Origin of the sequence: Mycolicibacterium tokaiense (assembly GCF_010725885.1) — a bacterium.
Lineage (GTDB): Bacteria > Actinomycetota > Actinomycetes > Mycobacteriales > Mycobacteriaceae > Mycobacterium > Mycobacterium tokaiense.
In genome coordinates this window covers 2068199-2089584 of the sequence record NZ_AP022600.1, presented here as the reverse complement: position 1 = coordinate 2089584, position 21386 = coordinate 2068199, and the positions used below count along the sequence as shown (strand labels likewise).

Below are 21386 nucleotides of genomic sequence, written 5' to 3'. Positions count from 1 at the left end.
CGGCAGTGATTTTCAGCTCGACCGGGCAGGCCCGCACCTACCCGATCGGGCAGGTGCGGGCCACATATGTGCGATTTACCGAGCGACACGCCGTGGCACCGCAGCTGGGCACACATGTGTGCCGGGAGAACGGGGGCACCGGGAAAAAATGACCGAGCGCCGGTCCATTTCGGACCGGCGCTCGGTTGCTCGTGGGCCGTCAGACGCCGACGGCCTCCTTCTTGGAGTCGGCGGGTGCCGGATGGTCGTCGACCATGGTCTGCTCGTCGAACGGGGCCTTGCCGTCGAGCACGTCGTTGATCCGGGCCTTGTCCAACGTCTTGGTCCAGGTGCCGATCAGGATGGTGGCAACCGCGTTACCCGAGAAGTTGGTGACGGCGCGCGCCTCGGACATGAACCGGTCGATGCCGACGATCAGGCCGATGCCGTCGAGCAGCTCGGGACGGTGGCTCTGCAGGCCGCCGGCCAGGGTGGCCAGCCCGGCACCGCTGACGCCGGCCGCACCCTTGGAGGCGATGATCATGAACAGCAGCAAGCTGAGCTGCTCGGGGATCGACAGCGGGTTGCCCATTGCGTCGGCGATGAACAGCGACGCCATCGTCAGGTAGATCGCGGTGCCGTCCAGGTTGAACGAATAGCCGGTCGGCACAACGATTCCGACGGTGGTGGGCTGCACGCCGGCGTGCTCCATCTTGGCGATCAGACGCGGCAGCGCCGACTCCGAGGATGACGTGGCGACGATCAGCAGGTACTCCCGGGCCAGGTACCGAACCAGCTTGAAGATCGAGATGCCGGACACCATGCGCATCAGTCCGCCCAGGACACCGAAGACGAAGATCGTGCACGTCAGGTAGAACGCACCCATCAGCACACCGAGCTGCACCACCGCGGCGAAACCGGTGTCGCCGACCACCTTGGCAATGGCACCGAAGGCACCGATCGGGGCCAGCCACAGGATGCCCGCCAGGATGCGGAAGACCAGCTTCTGGATCAGACCGATTGCACGCAGGATCGGCTCACCGGCCTCGCCCATGGCCTGCAGGCCGAAGCCCACCAGCAGCGCGACGAACAGGGTCTGCAGCACGCTGCCCTCGGTCAACGAGCTCAGCAGCGAGGTCGGGATGATGCCCGAGATGAACTCCATGGTGCCGCCGGCGCCTTCGGCCTTCTCGGCCAGTTCGGCGCCTGCCGCCGGGTCAGCGGCGACATTCAGCCCGGTTCCGGGGCTGATCAGGTTGCCGACCACCAGGCCGATGGCCAGTGCAGCGGTGGACATCGCCAGGAAGTAACCCAGCGCCATACCGCCGACCTTGCCGACGGAAGCTGCTTTGCGGACCGAGCCGATGCCCAAGACGATGGTGCAGAAGATGACCGGGCTGATCATCATCTTGATCAGGCTGACGAACATGGTGCCGAGCACGCCCAGTTCGGAGCCGGTGTCCGGCGAGACGAGGCCGACGACGATGCCGCCGAGCACCGCGATGATGACGCCGATGTAGAGCCAATGGGTACGGTCGCGTTTCCGCGGAGGTGCGGTGGCGGTGTCAGCCATGTCTGCACTCCTGTGTGTTGGGGGTCACTTGCTGCAGATCACTGTCAGCCCCGCCGTGACTCAAGTCACCAATAAGTTCATTGATTTCAGTTCGCAGGAAATAAGGTCGTCACGATGACAACGGACCGCAGTGTCGATGGCGTGACTCCTCACCCGCCTCGTACCTCGCCGGCTTCGTCGTCCCGCAGTGTCGATGGCGTGACTCCTCACCCGCCTCGTACCTCGCCGGCTTCGTCGTCCCGCAGTGTCGCCCGGGAGCTCTTCCGGTGGCAGTTGGCTCTGCTGTTGATCCTCATCCTGGGCGCGGGCGGGGTCGCCGTGCTGGACGCCCGGCGCGACGCCGACGAGCTGACGACGCAGAAGGTCATCGCGATCACCGAGTCGGTGGCGTTGATGCGCTCCACCGCCGAAGCCATCGAGTCGCCCGATCCCACGGCCATCCTGCAACCGCAGACCGAGGCCATCCGCAAGGCCACCGGGGCGGATTTCATCGTGGTGATGGCACCGGATCGCACCCGCTTCACCCACACCGACGTCAACCGCATCGGCGGCCAGTTCACCGGCAACATCGACCGGGCGCTGGCCGGGACGACGTTCACCGAGACCTACCCGGGCACCCTCGGCCCGTCCATCCGGGCGGTGGCGCCGGTGCGCGACGATTCCGGAACCATCGTCGGCCTGGTCTCTGCGGGCGTCACCCGCACCAAGGTTTCCCAGAGCGTGATGGCCACCTTGCCGGCCATCGGGTTGGCGTTGGGGGTCGCGCTGGTGATGGCGCTGACCGGGGCCTACTTGTTGGAGCGACGGTTGCGGCGACGCACGCTGGGACTGTCGTTCGGCGATCTGTCCGCGCTGTACGAGCAGCGGGAGGCAGTGCTGCACGCCATCGGGGAAGGTCTGCTGGTGTTCAACGCCGACGGCCGCGCCGAGGTGGTCAACGACGAAGCGCGACGGCTGCTTTCACTTCCCGAGGGGCCGGTGACGCGCGCCGGGCTGCCGGGCTCGCTGGGCACCTCGGGAGACGAGACGCTGACCGACGAGACCCACGTGACCGCCGACCGGGTGCTGCTGGTCAACCAGCAACCGGTGCAGTGGGAGAACCGCAAGGTCGGCACGGTCATGACGCTGCGTGATCGCACCGACCTGCAGCGGGTGTCCGGCGAGTTGAGCTCACTGACGCAGTTCACCGAATCACTGCGCTCCCGCGCGCACGAGGCGGACAACCGCCTGCACACGGTCATCACCATGGTGGAGTTGGGCCGCGCCGAACAGGCCGTCGCGTTCGCCACCGCCGAGTTGGCCGTCTCGCAGCACCTCATCGACCGGTTGATGGCCACCGTCGCCGAGCCGGCGCTGGCGGCGCTACTGCTGGGCAAGATCAGCCAGGCCCGCGACAGCGGGGTCGAGCTGACGGTCACCGAGGAGTCACTGCTCGACGATCCGGACAACATCGGCCTCACCCAGGGCGAATTGGTCACGCTGGTGGGCAATCTCGTCGACAACGCGATTGAAGCCGCAAGAGTGGCCGAACCCAGCTGGGTCGAGGTGACCGTACGCGGAACGTCGGACTCGCTGACGGTCAGCGTCGCCGACAGCGGACCGGGTATGACGCCGGACGCCTTCGAGCAGGCCCGGATGCGGGGCCATTCCACCAAATCCGGGGATCGCGGCCTGGGCCTTGCCCTGGTGTGGCAGGTGATCGCCGCGCACGGCGGCACCATCACCTCGCAGAACTCCTACGGTTCGGTCATCACCGCCACCATCCCGACGGTGCGCGCGTGATCCGGGTCCTCATCGTCGACGACGAGCCACTGATCGCGGAGGCGCACCGGGCCTACGTCGATCGCCTGCCCGGCTTCGCGGTGCACGGTGTGGTGGGTACCGGCAGCGCGGCGGTGCGAACCGTGGCCGGCGCCGCTGCCGGCGATTCGCCGATCGACCTGGTGCTGCTGGACATCGGGCTGCCTGATGCCAGCGGTATCGACGTCGCCTCCGCACTCAGCGGTATCCGGCCCTCCCCGGACATCATCGCCATCACCTCGGAACGGGACCTCGAGGTGGTGCGCTCGGCGGTGGCCCACGGGGTGGCGCTCTATCTGCTGAAACCGTTCACCTTCGCGGCCTTTCGCGACAAGCTGGAGCGCTATCAGCAATACCGGGAGGCCCTCGGTGCCGGCGGCGCCGCGGCCGGGCAGCACGAGATCGATCGCGCCATCAATGCGCTGCGCACCGCCGACCAAAAGGCATCCACCCCCAAGGGCGTGTCCGCGGACACTCTGGACCTGGTCACCGCCGCGATCCGGGGTGCACCCACCGGCCTGAACGCCTCCGAAGCTGCTGCACAGCTGGGTATTTCGCGGGTCACGGCGTGGCGATATCTGGAACGGCTGGCCGACGACGGTGTGGTCACCCGGGTGACGGAGTACGGCAAGGCCGGCCGGCCGCAGGTGCGGTATCGGCTTAATTAGACACCCGATACAGTGCACTCCATGCTGTGACATTGGAGGCGGCAGTGACAGATGGGCATGACCTCGGCACCCTCGCCGGGCAGGTGATGTTCGCGGTGCAAAACGAACACTTCGACCGCCTGCACCGGGCGGGTTACCCCAACGTCGGTCCGCGCCACGGCGCCGTGCTGGCGTATCTGACTCCCGAGGGCGTCCGGGCCACCGAACTGGCCCGCAAGTGTGGCCAACTCAAGCAGGTGGTGGGTCACATCGTCGACGATCTGGAGCGCCTCGGTTACGTCACCCGCAAACCTGATCCCGAAGACCGCCGCGCCAAGCTGGTGGTGCCCACTGCGAAGGGGCGCCGGCTGCTGCGGGCGTCGCAGGCCATCCTCGCCGACATCACCCACCGCCACGCCGCGCTCCTCGGCGAGGCCGAGTACACGAAGTTCCTGGACAACCTGCAGGCTGTCGCCGACCACCAGCTCGAGATCACCGGCGAGCAGTGAATCCGTTGCGGGACACTTGACTCAGCTCGTCTCCGAGCCGGACATGGCCGGCTTGCGGTCGTGGGAGTCGTCGTCGACCATCGTCTGCTCGTCGAACGGGATCTCCCCGTCGAGCACCTTGCTCAGCCGGTCCTTGTCCACCGTGTCGGTCCACGAACCCACCAGGACGGTGGCCACGGCATTGCCCGAGAAGTTGGTCAGGGCGCGGGCTTCGGACATGAACCGGTCGATGCCGACAATCAGGCCGATGCCGTCGAGCAGCTCGGGACGGTGGGCCTGCAGCCCGCCGGCCAGGGTGGCCAGTCCGGCACCGCTGACCCCGGCCGCACCCTTGGAGGCGATGATCATGAACACCAGCAGCGAAAGCTGTTCGCCGATGGTCAGCGGGTCGCCGAGCGCGTCGGCGATGAACAGCGACGCCATCGTCAGGTAGATCGCAGTGCCGTCCAGATTGAACGAATAGCCGGTCGGCACAACAATTCCGACGGTGGTGGGCTGCACGCCGGCGTGTTCCATCTTGGCGATCAGACGCGGCAGCGCCGACTCCGAGGACGACGTGGCGACGATCAGCAGGTACTCCCGGGCCAAATAGCGGGCCAGCTTGAAGATCGACTGGCCGGCGATCAGCCGGATCAGCACCCCGAGCACGCCGAAGACGAACACCACACAGGTCAGGTAGAAGGCGCCCATCAGCACGCCCATCTGGATAACAGCTTGGAAACCGGTGTCGCCCACAACTTTTGCGATGGCGCCGAACGCACCGATGGGTGCCAGCCACAGGATGCCGGCGAGGATGCGGAAGACCAGCTTCTGCAACAGCCCGATGCCGCGCAGCAGCGGCTCGCCGGTGCGGCCCATGGCCTGCACGGCAAATCCGACCAGCAATGCCACGAACAACGTCTGCAGCACATTGCCTTCGGTGAGCGAGCTCAGCAGTGAGGTCGGGATGATCCCGGAGATGAACTCCATGGTCCCGCCTTCGCCTTCGGCCTCTGCGGCCAACTCGGCACCGGCAGCCGGATCACCGGTCGCGTTCAGCCCGTCACCGGGATGGATGATGTTGCCCACCAACAGGCCGATGGCCAGGGCGAAGGTGGACATCACCAGGAAGTAGCCCAGCGCCAGCCCACCCACCTTGCCGACGGAGGCCGCCTTGCGCACCGACCCGATGCCCAAGACGATGGTGCAGAAGATGACCGGGCTGATCATCATCTTGATCAAGGCGACGAACAGAGTGCCGAGAACGCCCAACGACGCCCCGGTGTCCGGCGACGCCAGACCGACGATGATCCCGGCCACGATGGCCACCAGGACCATGATGTAGAGCCAGTGCGTGCGGTCTTTCTTCTTGGGCTTCTCCGCCTCTGCAGCAGTGTCCGCCCCTGGTTCCCCTGCACTAGCCATCCCCGACTCCTCAGCCCCTGATCGTCACCGCCGCAGACGGGGGTTCCCCGAAGTGGCCGCGATCACACCTGGCGATCCGAGAGGGCTGCAGCCGTGCCGTCCGCAAGCGCGGCGACGAACATGTCCAGATCGGCCTCGGTGGTATCGACGTGCGGCGAGATCCGCAGCACCGGGCCGGTCAGCTCGAACGGCGCGCGGGCCTGTAGAGCCACAGTGGTGACGATTCCGCGCTCGCCGGTCAGCCACTCCCGCACCGCAACCGGGTCGACATGATCCGGCGGCACCAACGTGGTGATGGCGGTGGGCTCGTCGACGGGTTCGACCACCCGCCAGCCGGCCACCCCGTCGACCGCAATGCGCGCCGCGGTCCCCAGCTCGGCGAGCCGGGCCCGCACCGCAGCCGGACCCGCCGCCACGTACTCGCCAACGGCGAGCGAGAAACCCAGCCGGGCAGCGACATTGGCCTCGTGGTGCTCGAAGGATTCCAGCACCCCCACCGCCACATCCCAGTCGGGGGGCGGCAGCCGGCGGATCAACCGGCCCGCGAGTTCGGGCGCGACCGCCAGGAACCCGACCCCGCGGGGTCCGGCCATCCACTTGCGCGACGAGGAGTACACCGCGTCCGCGCCCACGGCACAGTCGATCTGGCCAAAAGCCTGCGCGGCGTCCAGCACCACCGGGATGCCCAGCCCCCGGCACCCGTGCACCAGTTCATGCAGGGGTTGGGCCACCCCCCGGTGACTCCCGACTCCGGTCAGGTGCACCAGCGCCGGCGGGTCGGCGGCCAGCATCTCCCGGGCTTGCTCCACGATCACCCGGCCCAGGCTGTCGACCGGCAGCGCGTGCACCTCGAATCCGTTGGCGGCCATCACCGCCAGGTTGGGCCCGTACTCGCCGGGCGCACAGGCCAGCGTCCGCCGCCCAGGCCAGGACCCCAGCAGCAGGTCCAGCGCGTGGGTGGACCCGGTGGTGAAGACGACGTCCTCGCCCGCCCGGCCCGTCAACGCCGCGATCGCGGTCCGCCCGGCGGCCAGCACGGGTTCGGCCGCCGCGGCGGCGACGTATCCCCCCAGCTCGGCCTCGTGCCGCGCGTGCTGAGCGAGCGCATCGATGACCGCGAAGCTCTGGCGGGAACAGGCCGCCGAGTCCAGGTGAATACCAGCCGGTTGCGGCCGGGCGGCACGCCACGACCCGGCCAGCTCGGTCACCGCACGGCCAGCGACAGACCGAAATCACCGGGGGCGTCGGTCCACCAGTGGGTGCGGGTAAGCCCGGCGGCGGCAAGTTCGCGGGCCACGCCCTCGGAGCGGAACTTGCACGACACCTCGGTCAACATCTCTTCACCCGCGGCGAAGTCGACGCGCAGGTCCAGCTCGCCGATGTGCACCTGCTGGGCGGTGGCGGCCCGCAGCCACATCTCGATGCGTTCCTCGCCGGCATTCCACTTGGCCACGTGGGCGAACGCGTCCAGGTCGAAGTCGGCGTGCAGCTCCCGGTTCACCACCGACAGCACATTGCGGTTGAACGCGGCGGTGACTCCCGCGCTGTCGTCATAGGCGCGCACCAGACGCTCGGTGTCCTTCACCAGGTCGGTGCCCAGCAGCAGGGAATCGCCGGGGTTCATCACCGCCGCCAGTGATGCCAGGAACTGTGCGCGCGGTCCGGGGGTGAGGTTGCCGATGGTGGAGCCCAGAAACGCGAAAAGCCTACTGCCACCGCGGGGAATCTCGCCCAGGTGCTCTTCGAAGTCCCCGCACACGGGGTCGATGTCCAGGCCGGGATACTCCGCGGTCAGCGCGGCACCTGCGGCCACCAGCACCGACGAGTCGACATCAAACGGGATGAAGCGGGTCAGCGTGCCGTGCTCACGAAGAGCATCGAGCAGCCTGCGGGTCTTCTCGGAGGTGCCGCTGCCGAGTTCGACCAGGGTGTCGGCGCCACTGGCGACGGCGATCTCGGCGGCGCGCTGCGCCAGGATGGACGCCTCGGCCCGGGTGGGGTAGTACTCCGGCAGCCGGGTGATCCGGTCGAACAGGTCGCTGCCCACGGCGTCGTAGAACCACTTGGGCGGCAACGACTTCGGGCTGGCAGTCAACCCGGTGCGGACATCTTCACGCAGAGCACGGGCGGCGTGGTCGGCGGCCAGATGGTTGGCGACGGTGATGGAGGTGTGACTGGTCATCGTGGACCTTCCTACAGGGCGGTGACGGTCACGGTGCCGTCGTGGACGTCGACGAGGTGGTGGTCGGGGATGTCCTCCCAATCCGGGTGATCGTCGTAGGGCTCACTGGCCACCACCACCCCATCGGGCCTGCGCAACATCGACAGGGTGTCACCCCAGGTGGTGGCCAGGAGACGACACCCGTTGCCGGCCAGAATGTTCAAACGCGCCAGGGGGTCGGCGGCACCCACTTCGGCGATGGTCGGGCCCAGTTGATCCAGCCCGCGCCGGAAGATCAGCGCGGCCAGCAGCGCGCTGTCCACCACCGACTCGGCACCCGAGTCCGCGGGCAGCACCGACCGGTCCACCACACCGTTGTGGGACAGCAGCCAGCGTCCGTCGGTGAAGGGCGCAGCCGCGCTGACATCGATGGGCATGCCCACAGTGGCCGAGCGCACCGCCGCCACCACACACGTGCTGGCCAGCGCGGGTGCCACCGAGGCAAACGAGCTGTCTCCCCAGAGCGGCGCGGCGCCCCGCCACCGGCGCGGGGTGTCGCCGTCGAAGAAGCCGACACCCCAGCCGTCGGCGTTCATGGTCCCGTGTTTCTGCCGGCGCGGGGCGTAGGACTGCACCAGCAATCCGTTGGGCGGTTCGAGCACCAGGCTGGACACGGACACGGCCTCACCCAGCCAGCCGAGGTGGCGGCACATCTACAGATCCCAGGCCAATCGCACACCGGAGAAGATCTGCCGCCGGATCGGGTGGTCCCAGTTGCGGAAGCTGGGGCGCAGGATGTCCGCGGCCACCGCCCACGATCCGCCGCGCAGTACGCGGTAATCCCCCTCGAAGAAGGGCTCGGTATAGCGGTCGTAGATCATCGGCGTGAACCCCGGCCACGGCCGCAGCGGGGAGCTGGTCCATTCCCACACATCGCCCAGCATCTGCTCGGCGCCGTAGGCCGACGCGCCGGCCGGGTAGGCACCCACGGGGGCGGGGCGCAGCGCCTCGCCGGTGAGGTTGGCCACGGCGGCGGTGGGCGTCGCGGCACCCCAGGGGAACCGGCGGCGACGACCGGCGGCCGGATCCCAGGCGGCGGCCTTCTCCCATTCGATCTCGGTGGGCAGCCGCGCGCCCGCCCACCGGGCGTAGGCCTGCGCTTCGAAATACGTGACGTGCTGCACGGGCTCGTCGTCCGGGATGGTCTCGAGATGCCCGAACCGGGTGCGGGTGCCGTCGGTGTTCCAGTACATCGGCGCATCGAGGCCGGCTTTCGTGCGGTGGTCCCAGCCCCGGGTGGACCACAGCTCGGGCCGCCGGTAGCCACCGTCGTCGAGGAATGCCCGCCATTCGCGGTTGGTGACGGGCACCCGGCCGATGCGGAAACCCGGGACGAACACGGTGTGCGCGGGCCGCTCGTTGTCCAGGGAGAACGGCTCGTCGGCGGGATCGACGCCGAGGACGAAGTCACCGGCGGGCACCTCGACCGACGTTCCGGCGACGCCGGGTCTGCCGCCCGGCAGCGCTGTTCCGGCGCTCAGCAGCGGCGCCCCGGTGCGCATGGCCAGTGCCTGCAGCATGGTCTCGTTGTGCTGGTTCTCGTGGCTGATCACCAGCGCAAAGCGGAACTCGTGGTCCTCGTCCGCGGCGTCGAGGACATCGAGGGCCTTGCGCCGCACGGTCTCCAGATACCGGTGTGCCTCCGCCGGGGAGAGCAGCGGCAGATCCACCCGGCTGGCGCGGGAATGCACAAAGGCGTCGTAGAGCCCCTCGATGTTGCGGGGCAGCAGGCCGGGCACCTCGAGGTTGCCGTCGCGCAGCAGCCACAGCTCCTCCTGCTGCCCGATGTGCGCTAGATCCCACACCAGTGGGCTCATCAGCGGGTGGTACTGCCGGCGCAGCTCGTCGTCCTCGAACGCCACCAGCGCGCGGGTGCGCTCACGGGCGCGGGACAAACCGTCGGCCAACAACTCTCGGGTACTCACTCAGCGCTCCTGCCACAGGTCGGCGATGGCGGCGTCGATTCCCAGGCGCACCGCGGTGTCGGAAAACTGGTCCCCGGGACTGCGGGCCTGGGCCACCAGATCGACCAACAGCTGCATCGACCCGATCAATTCCCCGGGCGCGCGCTCGGCCGCGATCTCCAGGCACCGCACTGCGGACTCCCGCAGATGCCGGTCGGCCAGCCCCGCCCGCGCCGCGGTGTCCCAGGCGGTGGCCACGGGCTCGACCGCCTCGGCCGCCAGGTCAGCGGCCACCGGGTCGTCGAGCAGGGTGGTCATGGTGTGGGCGACCGCGGGCCACAGCGTGTCCGGAAGGCTGTCGAGATAGCGGATCTCCAGCCAGCGGCGCGGACGCACCGGGGGGAACAAGGTGGTCAGGTGGTAGTCGAGGTCGGCTGTGGTGGGGCGGCGGCCGCCGAGCGGGATGCTGCCGTCGGCCCATTCGGCGAAGGGCACCCAGTCCAGGACGGGCGTCGCCTCGGCACCGTCGCGCACCAGCATCACCGGCGCTTTCAGTGCATAGCGCGCCCACTCGGCGGCGGGGTCGTCGGTGCTGTGGCCCAGAATCGGGCCGCAGCGTGCCGAGTCGAGTTGTCCCCAGACCTGTTGGCGCGAGGATGCCCAGCCGGTGAACTGGCCGCCGCGCAGCGGCGAGTTGGCGCTGATCGCGATCATGGTGGGGCCCAGCGCGTGCGCCAGGCGGACGCGCGCACCCCAGCCGGCCCGGGGGCCGGCATCCAGATTGACCTGGATGGAGGCCGTTGAGGTCATCATGGCCGCGCCGGCCTCACCGGTGCCGCTGGCAGCGAAGAACTGCTCCATGGCCTGGTAGCGAGGGCCGGGGTTGACGCGTTGCGGCCGCCGCAACGGGTCCGCCCCGAGCAGAGCCAGCCCCAGCCCGGCAGCGTCGAACGCCACGTCGAGGACGGCCCGGTCAGCGGCCATGGCGGCGATGGCCGCCGGTGCTCCCTCGAACGGCGGGCCGGACAGTTCCACGGCCCCGCCGGGTTCGACGGTGACAGCACTGCCGCCCGGCAGGGTCGGCAACCCGGCGATGACATCGGTGATCTGCTGCCAGCCGGGCCGGCGCTGCAGGTCGGCCCGGTCGAAACAATGGGCCTCGATCTCCAGGCCCACCCGGCCCAGCGGGGCGTCGGTGAGGCTGCCCTCGGCGATGTGCTGCGCGGCGTCGGCGGAATTCACCAACGCACGCGCCTGTGTTTCGCCTGCCGTGGCGGGCGGTGCGACGACAAACGTCATGTGACCATCTTGGGTGAGGTCACCGACAAAGTTCGCGGGTTCATCGGCTGACATTGTGGTGACAGTTACCCGGGCGGCCGACGGCCAACCCCGGAATTATTGGCCCAGGCTGTTCTGGATGGCCCCGGCCAGCACGTTGACCGCCGGACCACCGTTGCCCGACTGACAGACTTTCGCCTGCAGCAGAACATTCTCCCGGAGCCTGGTCTGGGTGAAACAACGCCGGTCGGTGCCCGCCTCCTGCTTGACCCAGGCCGCTTGCTGCCCGTCCGGCCCCGCTCCGCTGAAGCTCCACACCTGTGAGGTGCCGTTGCCGAAGCCCATCACCGCGGTCTGCCCCGAGCAGCCCACCGTCCGGTCGTTCAGCCGGGCGAAGGCCGCCGCGGCCGCCTCGTTGGTGGCGAACACCCCGACGGCCTGCTTGACCAGGTGCGTGACATCGGTGGCCGACGTCTGCGTGGTGGCGCCGTTGAAGGACGCCAGGTCGGGGTCGTTGAACACCTCGGGCAGGCCGATGTCGGCCCAGTTGTTGCACACCGGGACGGTGACGGTGAAGGCCTGTACGGGGGTGGTGAAGATGAACTCGCTGGTCATCGGCGCACCGACGATGTTGGCCACCGAGCCCTTGCCCATCACGGCGTAGTTGACCACGCCGGGATCGGACGGGCGGGCGGCGGCCGGGGCGGCCAGCGTCACCGAGACCGCTGCGCACGCGGCCAGCGCCACAACCCGCACGTCAGACCTTCGCGGTGAGGGTCACGTCGATGTTGCCGCGGGTGGCCCTGGAGTACGGGCAGACCTCGTGTGCCTTCTCCATCAGGTCATCGGCGACGTCCTGCTCGAGTCCTGGCAGGTAACCCACCAGGTGGGCGGTGAGGCCGAAGCCGCCCTCGGAATTCTTGCCGAGGCCGATCTGGGCGGTGATGCCGCTGGCGTCGTCGATGCTGATCTTCTCGTTCTTGGCGACCAGTCGCAGCGCGCCCAGGAAGCACGCGGAGTAACCGGCCGAGAACAGCAGCTCGGGGTTGACGCCCTCGCCGCTGCCGCCCATCTCCTTGGGGGGCCGGGTGTCGAGATCGATCTTGCCGTCCGTGGACTTCACATGACCGTCCCGGCCGCCGCCGGAGGCTGTGGACTCTGCGGTGTACACCACTTCGATGCTCATGTTTTCGATCATGCCAGCTAGGCTCGGACCGGTTCCCGTCTCCGGGCCCGCGATCTGCGCGGCACCCGGCCCGGAATCGTGCCCTGACAGTTAGGCTAGGCTTGCCTGGCCCCCAGGCGGCGATCTGTGCTGCCTCCGATGGGCGGCGCAACGGCGCGCACCACCTCGACGGCTGCGCCGTCTGCGCTGGATTTGGCAGGAGAACCTCGCTTGAGCGGTTTGTACAACCCCGACATCGAACACAGCAGCTGCGGTGTCGGCTTCCTCACCCGCAAGGACGGCGTGCAGACCCATGACGTGGTCCGCAAGCTGCACGAAGCCCTGTGCGCGGTGCCGCACCGCGGCGGCATGTCCTCAGAGGGTGTGGGCGACGGAGCGGGGGTGAACCTGGATCTGTCGCTGCGCTTCTTCTCCGAGCTGACCGGCCGCCCCGACCTGCGCCTCGGCGAGTTCGGCGTGGGCAACTTCTTCCTGCCCACCGATCCCGCGTTCCACGGCGAGGCCGAAGCGGTGATCGAGGCGGCGCTGGCCGCCCACGGCCTGGAGATCCTACTCAAACGTGATGTGCCGGTGGACAACTCGGCCATCCGTCCCGCGGCCGTGAAGTACCAGCTGCCCATCCGGCAGTGGATTTTCTCCACGGCCTCCGACCGTGCCATCCACGACGCGCTGATGGCGATCGAGGCCATCGCCTACACCCGACCGGAGCTGCTGGGTCTGTACCCGCTTTCCCTGTCGGCACGTACCCAGGTGCTCAAGGGCCGGCTGAACTCGGGCGAGGTGGTGCCCTACTTCACCGACCTGTCCGATCCCCGGATGGAAGTGCACTCGATGTTCTTCCACACCCGGTTCTCCACCAACACCGTGCCCAACGCCATGATGGCGCAACCGTTCCGGCTGATGGCCCACAACGGCGAGCTGAATACCGACAAGAAGAACCGGCTCTCCGACAACGCCATCGCCCGTGCCCGCAACCGGTCGATCGTGCGGCCGCTGGGCCAGTCCGACAGCTGCCGGCTGGACCAGACCCTGCAGAACCGGGTCTACGAGGACGAACTGGACGTGGTGTCCGCCGTCGTGGCCATGATGCCGCCGGCCTGGGAGAACGACACCACGCTCTCGCCGCAGGTGCGGGCCATGCTGGAGTTCTTCAGCCTCTACGAGGAGAAGAACGACGGACCCGCCGCGCTGATCTTCGGCAACGGCACCATCATCGGCGCGCGTCTGGACCGCCTCGGCCTGCGGCCGCTGCGCACCGTCGAGACCGCCGAGTACCTGGGCGTGATGTCCGAGGCCGGCCAGGTGTACTTCCCTCCCGAAGAAGTGCTCACCCGGGGCCGTATCGAGGCCGGCGGCATGCTGTACTACGACCACAGCGCCGCCCGCTCGTACACCACCACCGAAGCGCTGGAAATGCTTGCCGCGCGCCATGATTACCCCGCCTTGCTGGCCGAGGCCCGGGTGGACCTGGCCGACCTCCCCCCGGTACCCCCGGAAGGGCAGCTGTCCCCCGCGCGCTACAACGGCGACCTCAACCGGCACCAGCGCTACGTCGCCTACTCGCTGAACCAGGAGAGCTTCAAGTTCCTGATGGATCCGATGCTGGCCACCGGCCAGGAGAAGATCTCCGCGATGGGCTACGGGGCAGCCATCAACGCCCTGTCCAACCACGAGGGCGGCATCGCCCGGTACTTCTCGCAGAAGTTCGCGCAGGTGACCAACCCACCGCTGGACAGCATCCGCGAGGCCGACGGTATGACCCTGCGGGTCGCCCTGGGCGCCAAACCCAACAGTGGAGCCGTCCCCGCGCCCCAGATCGTGGTCCCCTCACCGATTCTCACGCACCTGGACATGCTCAAGATCCGGGACCAGAAGCAGACGCCGGTGCGCCGGTTCGGGATGCGCTACCGGATCGACCTCACCGATCCGCAGGCCAATGCCGACTCGCTGGTGCGTGCCATCGACGCGCTCTGCGACGAGGTGGAGGCCTTCGCCCGGGAGACCGGCGGCATTGCCGTGATCTCCGACCGTCATGTCGAGAGTGCCCGTGCGGCAATGCCCTTGACCATCGTGATGTCGGCGATCAACCAGCGCCTCATCGAAGAGGGCCTGCGACTGCGGGTGTCGGTGATCGCCGAGAGCGGTCAGATATGTTCGTCGCACCACGTGGCCACGGCACTGGGCTTCGGCGCGTCCGCGGTGTATCCGCTGGCGGTGCAGATGCGTGCGGAGGAGAAGTTCGGGCCCGATGAGGACAACGTCCGCAAGGCTTTCAAGCAGTTCGCCAAGGCCGCCGAGAAATCGCTGATGAAGACCATGGGCCGGGTGGGTCTGTGCACCGTCGAGAGCTACATCGGCGGCGAGTTCTTCGAGCCCAACTATCTCGACACCGGTGACCCGGTGCTCAGGCGCTATTTCCCCAACGTCGTCTCCGCGGTCGCCGGCGTCGGATTCACCACCCTGGCCGAGACGGTGGCCGAATGGCACACCCGTGCGCTGGCCGTGCACGACGAGAAGGATGTGCCGCTGCTGGGTCTGTTCAAGGAGCGTGCCGAGGGGGCCGGCCACTCGTACGGCACCACCGCGGTGCGCGGCTTCGTCGACATGACCGAAGAGTCCATCAGTTTCGACGACGAGGCCCGGCCCGACAATCCGGACATGGCCGACCCCGCATTTCTGCGCGGTCTGCCGCTGCACCAACTCGAAGGCGCCTTCGGACTCGATGACCAGGCCTACCGCAACAACAGCTTCTCCGAGCTGACCCCCCGGGCCATCAACAGCTTCGACATCACCCCCGGTTACCGCGCCTTCGTCTTCGCGATGAACGCCGAACGCACGCGGCGCCCGGCCGCGCTGCGCGATGTGCTGGCGCTGCCCGCCGATGTGAACTTCCTGCACACCGCCGACGAGTTCACCTCGGAGATGGGGCAGTTCGCCCGGTTCGGCAACAACAGCTTCCTGGTGCGCGGGCTGACGTGCGACGCCGACGGCGACGAGTTCACCCTGCGGTTGAGCCACGGCCCCCAGCGACTCGAGGCGCTGGCCCAGTCCCTGGCAGACCGTTTCGCCGACGACATCGCCGACAGTGCCGTGATCGGCGACAGCCTGCGGATCCGCGCCACCGGGTCGGCTGCGGCCTATCTGCGCCGCCTGCGCACCGCGCCGGACTCCATTCCGCTCTCGGATATCCAGCCGGCCAACGAGATCGCGGCCACTCTGGCATCGGGGGCCATGAGCCACGGTGCGCTGGTGGCGCCGGCCCACGAGGCGGTGGCACACGGCACCAACATGGTGGGCGGACTGTCGAACTGCGGTGAAGGCGGTGAGCACATCACCCGCTACGGCACCATCCGCGGCTCCCGGATCAAGCAGTTCGCCTCAGGCCGCTTCGGGGTGTGGGCGGGTTACCTGGCCGACCCCATGCTGCAGGAACTCGAGATCAAGATCGGCCAGGGCGCCAAACCCGGTGAGGGAGGCCAGCTTCCGGCGCCCAAGGTGACCGTGCAGATCGCCGCTGCCCGCGGCGGCACCCCCGGTGTCGAGCTGGTCTCGCCGCCGCCGCACCACGACACGTACTCCATCGAGGACCTGGCCCAGCTGATCCACGACTGCAAGGCCGCCCGGGTGCGGGTCATCGTGAAGCTGGTGTCCTCGGAGGGCATCGGCACCATCGCCGTCGGCGTCGCCAAGGCCGGCGCCGACGTCATCAACGTCGCCGGGAACACCGGCGGCACCGGAGCCGCGGCGGTCACCAGCCTCAAGTACGCCGGACGTTCGGCCGAGATCGGCGTCGCCGAGGTGCACCAGGCTCTGTGCGCCAACGGAATCCGGCAAAAGGTCGTGCTGCGCTGCTCGGGCGCGCACCAGACCGCCGGCGACGTCGTCAAATCCGCCCTGCTGGGCGCCGACAGCTACGAATTCGGCACCACCGCGCTGATGATGCTCAAGTGCGTCATGGCCAAGAACTGCAACATCAAGTGCCCCGCCGGCCTCACCACCAACGCCGAGGTGTTCGAAGGTGATCCGCGGGCGCTGGCGCAGTACCTGCTCAACATCTCCCACGAGGTGCGCGAGATCCTGGCCACCCTCGGACTGCCGTCGCTGCGCGCCGCCCGCGGTCGCAGCGACCTGCTGCACCTGCTCGAACACCCCTCCAGCATCGGACGTCTGGACCTGCGGGCGATGTTGGCGGTGGTCGACGAGTTCGTCGTCGAGAACCCCATCTACATGGAGAAGGACTACCGGGTCGACGACGAGCTGTTGCACGGACTCTCGCTCGACGGGGTGCAGTACCCCGCGATAGCGCTGACCAACGGCGACAAGAGTGTGGGCGGGCAGCTGGCCATCGACATCGAGCGAATGCTCAATCACGAGGGAGCACAGGGGTCGTCGGTATGCACCGATGAACGCGGCCGGCGTTACCTGGCCCCGGAGAGCGTGGTCATCACCACCACCGGATCGGCGGGACAGAGCTACGGCGCATTCTGCAACGACGGAATGGCCATGACGCACACCGGAACCTGCAACGACGGGGTGGGCAAAAGTGCCAGCGGCGGCACCATCACGGTGCGCTCTCCCGGCGGCGGAGCGCAGACGCCGGGCGGCAACGTCCTGGTGGGCAACTTCGCACTTTTCGGAGCTTCCGGCGGCAGGTTGTTCGTCGAGGGTGAGGCCGGCGACCGCTTCGCTGTCCGCAACTCCGGCGCGACGGCGGTGGTCGAGGGCGTGGGCGAGTTCCTCTGCGAGTACATGACCAACGGTGCGGTGTTCAACATCGGCGGGTTCGGCAAGGGTGTCGCCAACGGCATGAGCGGCGGCTTCCTGTACCAGTACGACCCAGCCGGTGAACTGGCGAGCAAGGTCAGCGCCGATTCGGTGGTGCTGGCTCCGATCAGCGACGCAGCGTTCCACGAGGTCGCCGCGCGCACACTGTTGGAGTGGCACGCCGAGGCCACCGGATCGGAGAAGGCGCGGGCACTGTTGCAGGGCTGGTCCACCACCCGTCAGCACGTCGTGTTCGTGATGCCACGGGCGCTGCTGCAGTACCAGGACGCCGACGCCATCCTGGCGGCCAAGACCCGCAAGGAACTGCTCGACGAGTTGGCCACCGCGTTGGCGGGCTACCAGGTGCACAAGTTCAAGCGCTCCTACCGGGATCAGACGCTGGTGCACGGCGGGTCGGTGCCCGGTTACGGGGACACCGACACCGAGGAGATGTTCGCGCTGCTGAACACCTACACAGTGCTGAACATGGCCCAGCAGCTCGCGCTGACGCGCACCCCCGGAGTCACGGACGTCACCGATCCACGCATCGGCAAGGCGGTGCGCAACCTGGTGCTCACCGAGGATTTCTTCCTGGTGAACAAGTTGCAGCGGTACGCGCGGGAAGCCATCGAGATCTTCCCCGACGAGGATCTCGCGGTGCTGATCGCCAACAAACGCATCACCGACTACAAAGAGGCACTGGCGCAGCGCAACGTCCTGTCGATGGACAGCCCCGGCACTTACGGCTGGATCCTGCACCAGAGCGCCAAGAACGTCGACAGGATCGGCCGGCTGCCGTCGTTCGAAGAACTGTTCGCGTGCAAGACGATTCCGACCGTCGCCGCGGGTCTGACTCCCGAGACGTCGGCGCAGACCCCGGTGAAAGTCCCATGAAAATCGCCTACATCCCCGAAGACGCGCCGTTCAACGAGGACCAGCGCGCCTGGATCTCGGGGTTCCTGGCCGGCCTGCACTCCCGGGTCGCCATGAACATGACGGCGCCGCCCCCGGTCGCCGCGGACTCCGACGCGCCGCGGCCGCCGCTGCGCATCCTCTACGGCACGCAGACCGGCAACGCCGAAGGAGTGGCCAACGACGCCGCGGCTGCCGCCCGGCTGCAGGGTTTCGACGTCACGGTCAGCGGGCTCGACGAGATCGAACTCGACGAGTTCGCCGGGCTCAACCACGTGCTGATCGTCACGTCCACCTACGGTGAGGGCGAGATGCCCGACAACGCCGAATTGTTCTGGGAGGCACTGTCTGCCAGCACGGCGCCGCGGCTGGAGGGGGTCTCCTACAGCGTGCTCGCTCTCGGCGACACCAGCTATGACGGGTTCTGCCAGGCCGGCAAGCTGTTCGACACCCGGCTCGAGCAGCTCGGCGCGAATCGGCTGGTGGGCCGCGTCGACTGCGACATCGACTACGAGGCGCCGGCCGCCGAATGGGTGCAGTCGGCAGTGGGCAGCCTGGTGAGCCTCACCGGCGCCAGCGGTACGCCCGCGACACCGCCGCCCAGCATCGCCGCCCGCTCCGGCTGGACGCGCAAGCATCCCTTCCCCGCCGAGGTGGCGGTCAACCGGCTGCTCTCGGGTGCCCAGTCGGACAAGGAGATCCGGCACTTCGAGTTCGCCTTGGCCGACAGCGGCATCACCTACGAGGCCGGCGATGCGCTGGCCGTTATCCCCGAGAACGACCCCGCTCTGGTGGAGGCCATCGCCGATCACTTCCGGGTGTCCGTCGACACCCTGGTGGACGGCGAGCCTCTCGGCGAACTTCTCGGGCATCGATATGAGATCAGCGCGCCGTCGAAGGATCTCCTCGGTGAGGTGGAGAGCCGCGCCGAGAACGAGGAATTCTCCTATGTACTGCGCGGCGGCGTGAAGGAGACGCTGGATCGCTGGCTGTGGGGCAAGGACATCCTCGACATCCTGCGTATCGGCGGCGACCAGCTGAGCATCGAGGAGTTCATCGGGTTGCTCAAACCCCTCCAGCATCGGGCCTATTCGATCTCGTCGAGCTCGCTGGCCCACCCCGACAGCATCCATCTGACCGTCGCGGCGGTGCGCTACCAGAGCGCGGGTCGCTCACGCGGCGGGGTGTGTTCGACCTTCCTGGCCGACCGGGGCGCCACCGCGAAGATCTTCCTGCAGCCCAACAAGTCGTTCCGGGTGCCGGCCGATGACAACACCCCGATGATCATGGTGGGCCCCGGCACCGGCATCGCCCCGTTCCGCGCGTTCCTGCAGGAGCGCGAGCGACGCGGGGCCGGTGGTGACAACTGGCTGTTCTTCGGCGACCAGCACCGCGAGCACGACTACATCTATGCCGACGAGCTGGCGAGTTGGCACTCCTCGGGGCTGCTCGATCGCCTGGATCTGGCCTTCTCCCGGGATCAGGCCCGCAAGGTCTACGTCCAGCACCGCATGCACGAGCACGGCGCGGACCTGTTCGCCTGGTTGCAGAACGGCGGGCATTTCTACGTCTGCGGTGACGCAACCCGGATGGCCAAGGACGTGGACAAGGCCCTGCACGACATCGTGGCCGAGCACGGGGCGATGGGCACCGAACAGACCACCGAGTACGTCAACGACCTCAAACGCGAGAAGCGTTACGTGCGCGACGTGTACTGACGCCCACCGTCGCCGTACCGCTTACGGAACTTCTCCACCTGACCCGCCTTGTCGAGGATCCGGTTGCCACCCGTCCAGAAGGGGTGTGAGTCGGCGGTGACGTCGACCATCACTAGGGGGTAGGTCTGGCCCTCCCAGTCGATGGTCCGGTCACTGGTGATCGTGGAGCGGGTCAGGAAGGTCTTGCCGGTGGTGGCGTCCTGGAACACCACCGGGTGGTAGTCGGGGTGGATGTCGGGTTTCATCGGTCTCCTTCGACTGAGTGGGTGCTTTCGGTGGCGAGATCGTCTGCGGCCGTGCAGGGTTCGGTGTGCCAGTCGCCGAACGGATCGGGATACTCGGCCCAGCCATTGGGCCGGTTCATCTCGTCGTCGGTGAGAAGGGCATGGTGCAGGGCGGCCGAGATCTCGGCGGGGTCGGCGCCGCACACCAGTACCGCCATCGAGGTGTGGCGGTCACCGAAGCGGTGCTCCCACATCAGATCCGCCAGCGCCCGTCGCTCCGGATCCACGTAGGCCATCTCCCCCGATGTCATTGCGGCCAGCCACTTCCCGGCATTGCTCACCCGCAGTCCCCCACCGGCGGACTCGAGATACATGGCGTGCTCGGACCGACTCGCCAGCCACAACCGCCCGCGGGCCCGAACGACGCCGTCGAGCAGCCGGTCCAGTGCCTCGTGCAACCGGGCAGGGTGGAACGGACGCCGGGCACTGAACTCCACCAGCTTCACCGGGCCGTCTGCAGCCAGCGGAGGCTGCCCGGCCAGCAACGGTCCGTGCGGGTGGTCGCTGCGTCCGCGCCGGGCGTCGGGCTCCAGGTTCGCCAAAGCCATCTCCACCCGGTCAGCATCGGCGGTGATCCGTGCCCGCGGGGCCAGGCGGCGCAGCACCGCGAGTTCCACCGGCTGCGGCCGCGGTACCACCAGCACGTCGGCGAACTCGGCCTGGCACACCGCCACTTGTGCTGCGGTGCGCCCGTCGGGCAGTTCCTCGTCACCCAGCGCCGTGGCCAGCCAACTGTCGGCGTCGACGCACACCACCACCGCGTGGATCCGGACATCGCGGGCGGCGGGTCCGTCGATGTAACCCGGGCCGACGCGCACCGGGACCCGGTTGATCGCGAAGCACACCGGTTCGGGCTCCATCTCCGACGGCAGCGCCACCACGATGCGGGTCACGTCGTCTCGGCGGTGCACACGGCGCAGCAGGATCAGCAGATCGTTACGGATGGTGCAGGCGACGCACCCGTGCGCCAGCTCCAAAGCCACCTCAGCAGTGAGGTGCTGAGAGGTCGTCAGGCTGCGACGGACCACATGGCCGTCGAAGCGATGCCGGATCAGCAGCGTTCCCGGCTGATGGGCCAGCACTTCCGAGGTCGCATCGGTGTCCCCCAGGCCCGCGACCAGCACTACCGGCGTACGCATCGCACCTCCACTATCGGGAATCATTTTCATCTAGCCGATGTTCACGCTACAGTGCGTCACGGCACTTG

16 protein-coding genes are annotated in these 21386 nt (G+C 68.2%); 5 read left to right on the top strand and 11 right to left on the bottom strand.

From position 1 onward, the window contains the following. Positions 1-199 precede the first annotated feature (199 nt). Positions 200-1552 carry a cation:dicarboxylate symporter family transporter gene (locus tag G6N58_RS09970; protein ID WP_115278841.1) on the bottom strand — a complete coding sequence of 451 codons (1353 nt, stop codon included), beginning with the start codon at positions 1550-1552 and terminating at the stop codon, positions 200-202. A 198-nt stretch (positions 1553-1750) separates the two neighbouring features. Here G6N58_RS09970 and G6N58_RS09965 point away from each other — a divergent pair, with 198 nt between their 5' ends. The 3 genes from G6N58_RS09965 to G6N58_RS09955 are packed head-to-tail and all read left to right on the top strand — an operon-like array spanning position 1751 to position 4508. Then, positions 1751-3334, top strand: a complete 1584-nt coding sequence (locus G6N58_RS09965; RefSeq protein WP_232067806.1) for a sensor histidine kinase — start codon at positions 1751-1753, stop codon at positions 3332-3334. Continuing rightward, positions 3331-4020, top strand: a complete 690-nt coding sequence (locus G6N58_RS09960) for a response regulator (RefSeq protein ID WP_068914592.1) — start codon at positions 3331-3333, stop codon at positions 4018-4020. The genes G6N58_RS09965 and G6N58_RS09960 overlap by 4 nt, the downstream gene beginning before the upstream one ends. A gap of 44 nt (positions 4021-4064) precedes the next feature. Continuing rightward, positions 4065-4508, top strand: coding sequence for a MarR family winged helix-turn-helix transcriptional regulator (locus G6N58_RS09955; protein WP_197746414.1), 444 nt, complete (start codon positions 4065-4067; stop codon positions 4506-4508). 21 nt (positions 4509-4529) lie between these two features. Here the strand turns inward: G6N58_RS09955 and G6N58_RS09950 are convergent, their stop codons facing one another. The 8 genes from G6N58_RS09950 to G6N58_RS09915 all read right to left on the bottom strand — a co-directional run bounded on the left by G6N58_RS09950 (position 4530) and on the right by G6N58_RS09915 (position 12501). Further along, positions 4530-5912 (bottom strand): cation:dicarboxylate symporter family transporter, encoded by a 1383-nt coding sequence (locus G6N58_RS09950; RefSeq protein WP_115278843.1) that lies wholly within the window; start codon positions 5910-5912, stop codon positions 4530-4532. A gap of 62 nt (positions 5913-5974) precedes the next feature. Further along, a complete protein-coding gene (egtE, locus tag G6N58_RS09945) occupies positions 5975-7120 on the bottom strand; it encodes an ergothioneine biosynthesis PLP-dependent enzyme EgtE (protein ID WP_115278844.1) in 1146 nt (381 codons plus the stop codon). Beyond that, complete coding sequence (egtD, locus tag G6N58_RS09940) at positions 7117-8094, bottom strand: L-histidine N(alpha)-methyltransferase (protein ID WP_115278845.1); 978 nt, start codon at positions 8092-8094, stop codon at positions 7117-7119. Before egtD ends, egtE begins: the two co-directional genes overlap by 4 nt. An 11-nt stretch (positions 8095-8105) precedes the next feature. Continuing rightward, positions 8106-8786, bottom strand: a complete 681-nt coding sequence (gene egtC, locus G6N58_RS09935; protein ID WP_115278846.1) for an ergothioneine biosynthesis protein EgtC — start codon at positions 8784-8786, stop codon at positions 8106-8108. After that, positions 8787-10058, bottom strand: a complete 1272-nt coding sequence (egtB, locus tag G6N58_RS09930; protein ID WP_115278847.1) for an ergothioneine biosynthesis protein EgtB — start codon at positions 10056-10058, stop codon at positions 8787-8789. Further along, positions 10059-11336: an ergothioneine biosynthesis glutamate--cysteine ligase EgtA gene (gene egtA / locus G6N58_RS09925; RefSeq protein WP_115281609.1), complete on the bottom strand. Its 1278-nt coding sequence runs from the start codon at positions 11334-11336 to the stop codon at positions 10059-10061. A 96-nt stretch (positions 11337-11432) separates the two neighbouring features. After that, entirely contained in the window at positions 11433-12071 is a 639-nt protein-coding gene (locus G6N58_RS09920) for a sensor domain-containing protein (RefSeq protein ID WP_068914586.1), read from the bottom strand. Position 12072: 1 nt separating this feature from the next. Beyond that, positions 12073-12501, bottom strand: coding sequence for an organic hydroperoxide resistance protein (locus G6N58_RS09915; RefSeq protein WP_179968215.1), 429 nt, complete (start codon positions 12499-12501; stop codon positions 12073-12075). Positions 12502-12711: 210 nt separating this feature from the next. Between G6N58_RS09915 and G6N58_RS09910 the strand changes: the two genes are divergently transcribed. After that, positions 12712-18159 carry a glutamate synthase-related protein gene (locus G6N58_RS09910; protein ID WP_232067805.1) on the top strand — a complete coding sequence of 1816 codons (5448 nt, stop codon included), beginning with the start codon at positions 12712-12714 and terminating at the stop codon, positions 18157-18159. Next, entirely contained in the window at positions 18156-19895 is a 1740-nt protein-coding gene (locus G6N58_RS09905) for a diflavin oxidoreductase (protein ID WP_115278849.1), read from the top strand. The genes G6N58_RS09910 and G6N58_RS09905 overlap by 4 nt, the downstream gene beginning before the upstream one ends. Here the strand turns inward: G6N58_RS09905 and G6N58_RS09900 are convergent. After that, a complete protein-coding gene (locus G6N58_RS09900) occupies positions 19874-20140 on the bottom strand; it encodes a type B 50S ribosomal protein L31 (RefSeq protein ID WP_115278850.1) in 267 nt (88 codons plus the stop codon). The two genes, G6N58_RS09905 and G6N58_RS09900, sit on opposite strands and share 22 nt — an antisense overlap. Next, on the bottom strand, positions 20137-21318 hold the full coding sequence (gene mrf / locus G6N58_RS09895) for a ribosome hibernation factor-recruiting GTPase MRF (protein ID WP_115278851.1): 1182 nt from the start codon (positions 21316-21318) through the stop codon (positions 20137-20139). Before mrf ends, G6N58_RS09900 begins: the two co-directional genes overlap by 4 nt. Positions 21319-21386 lie beyond the last annotated feature (68 nt).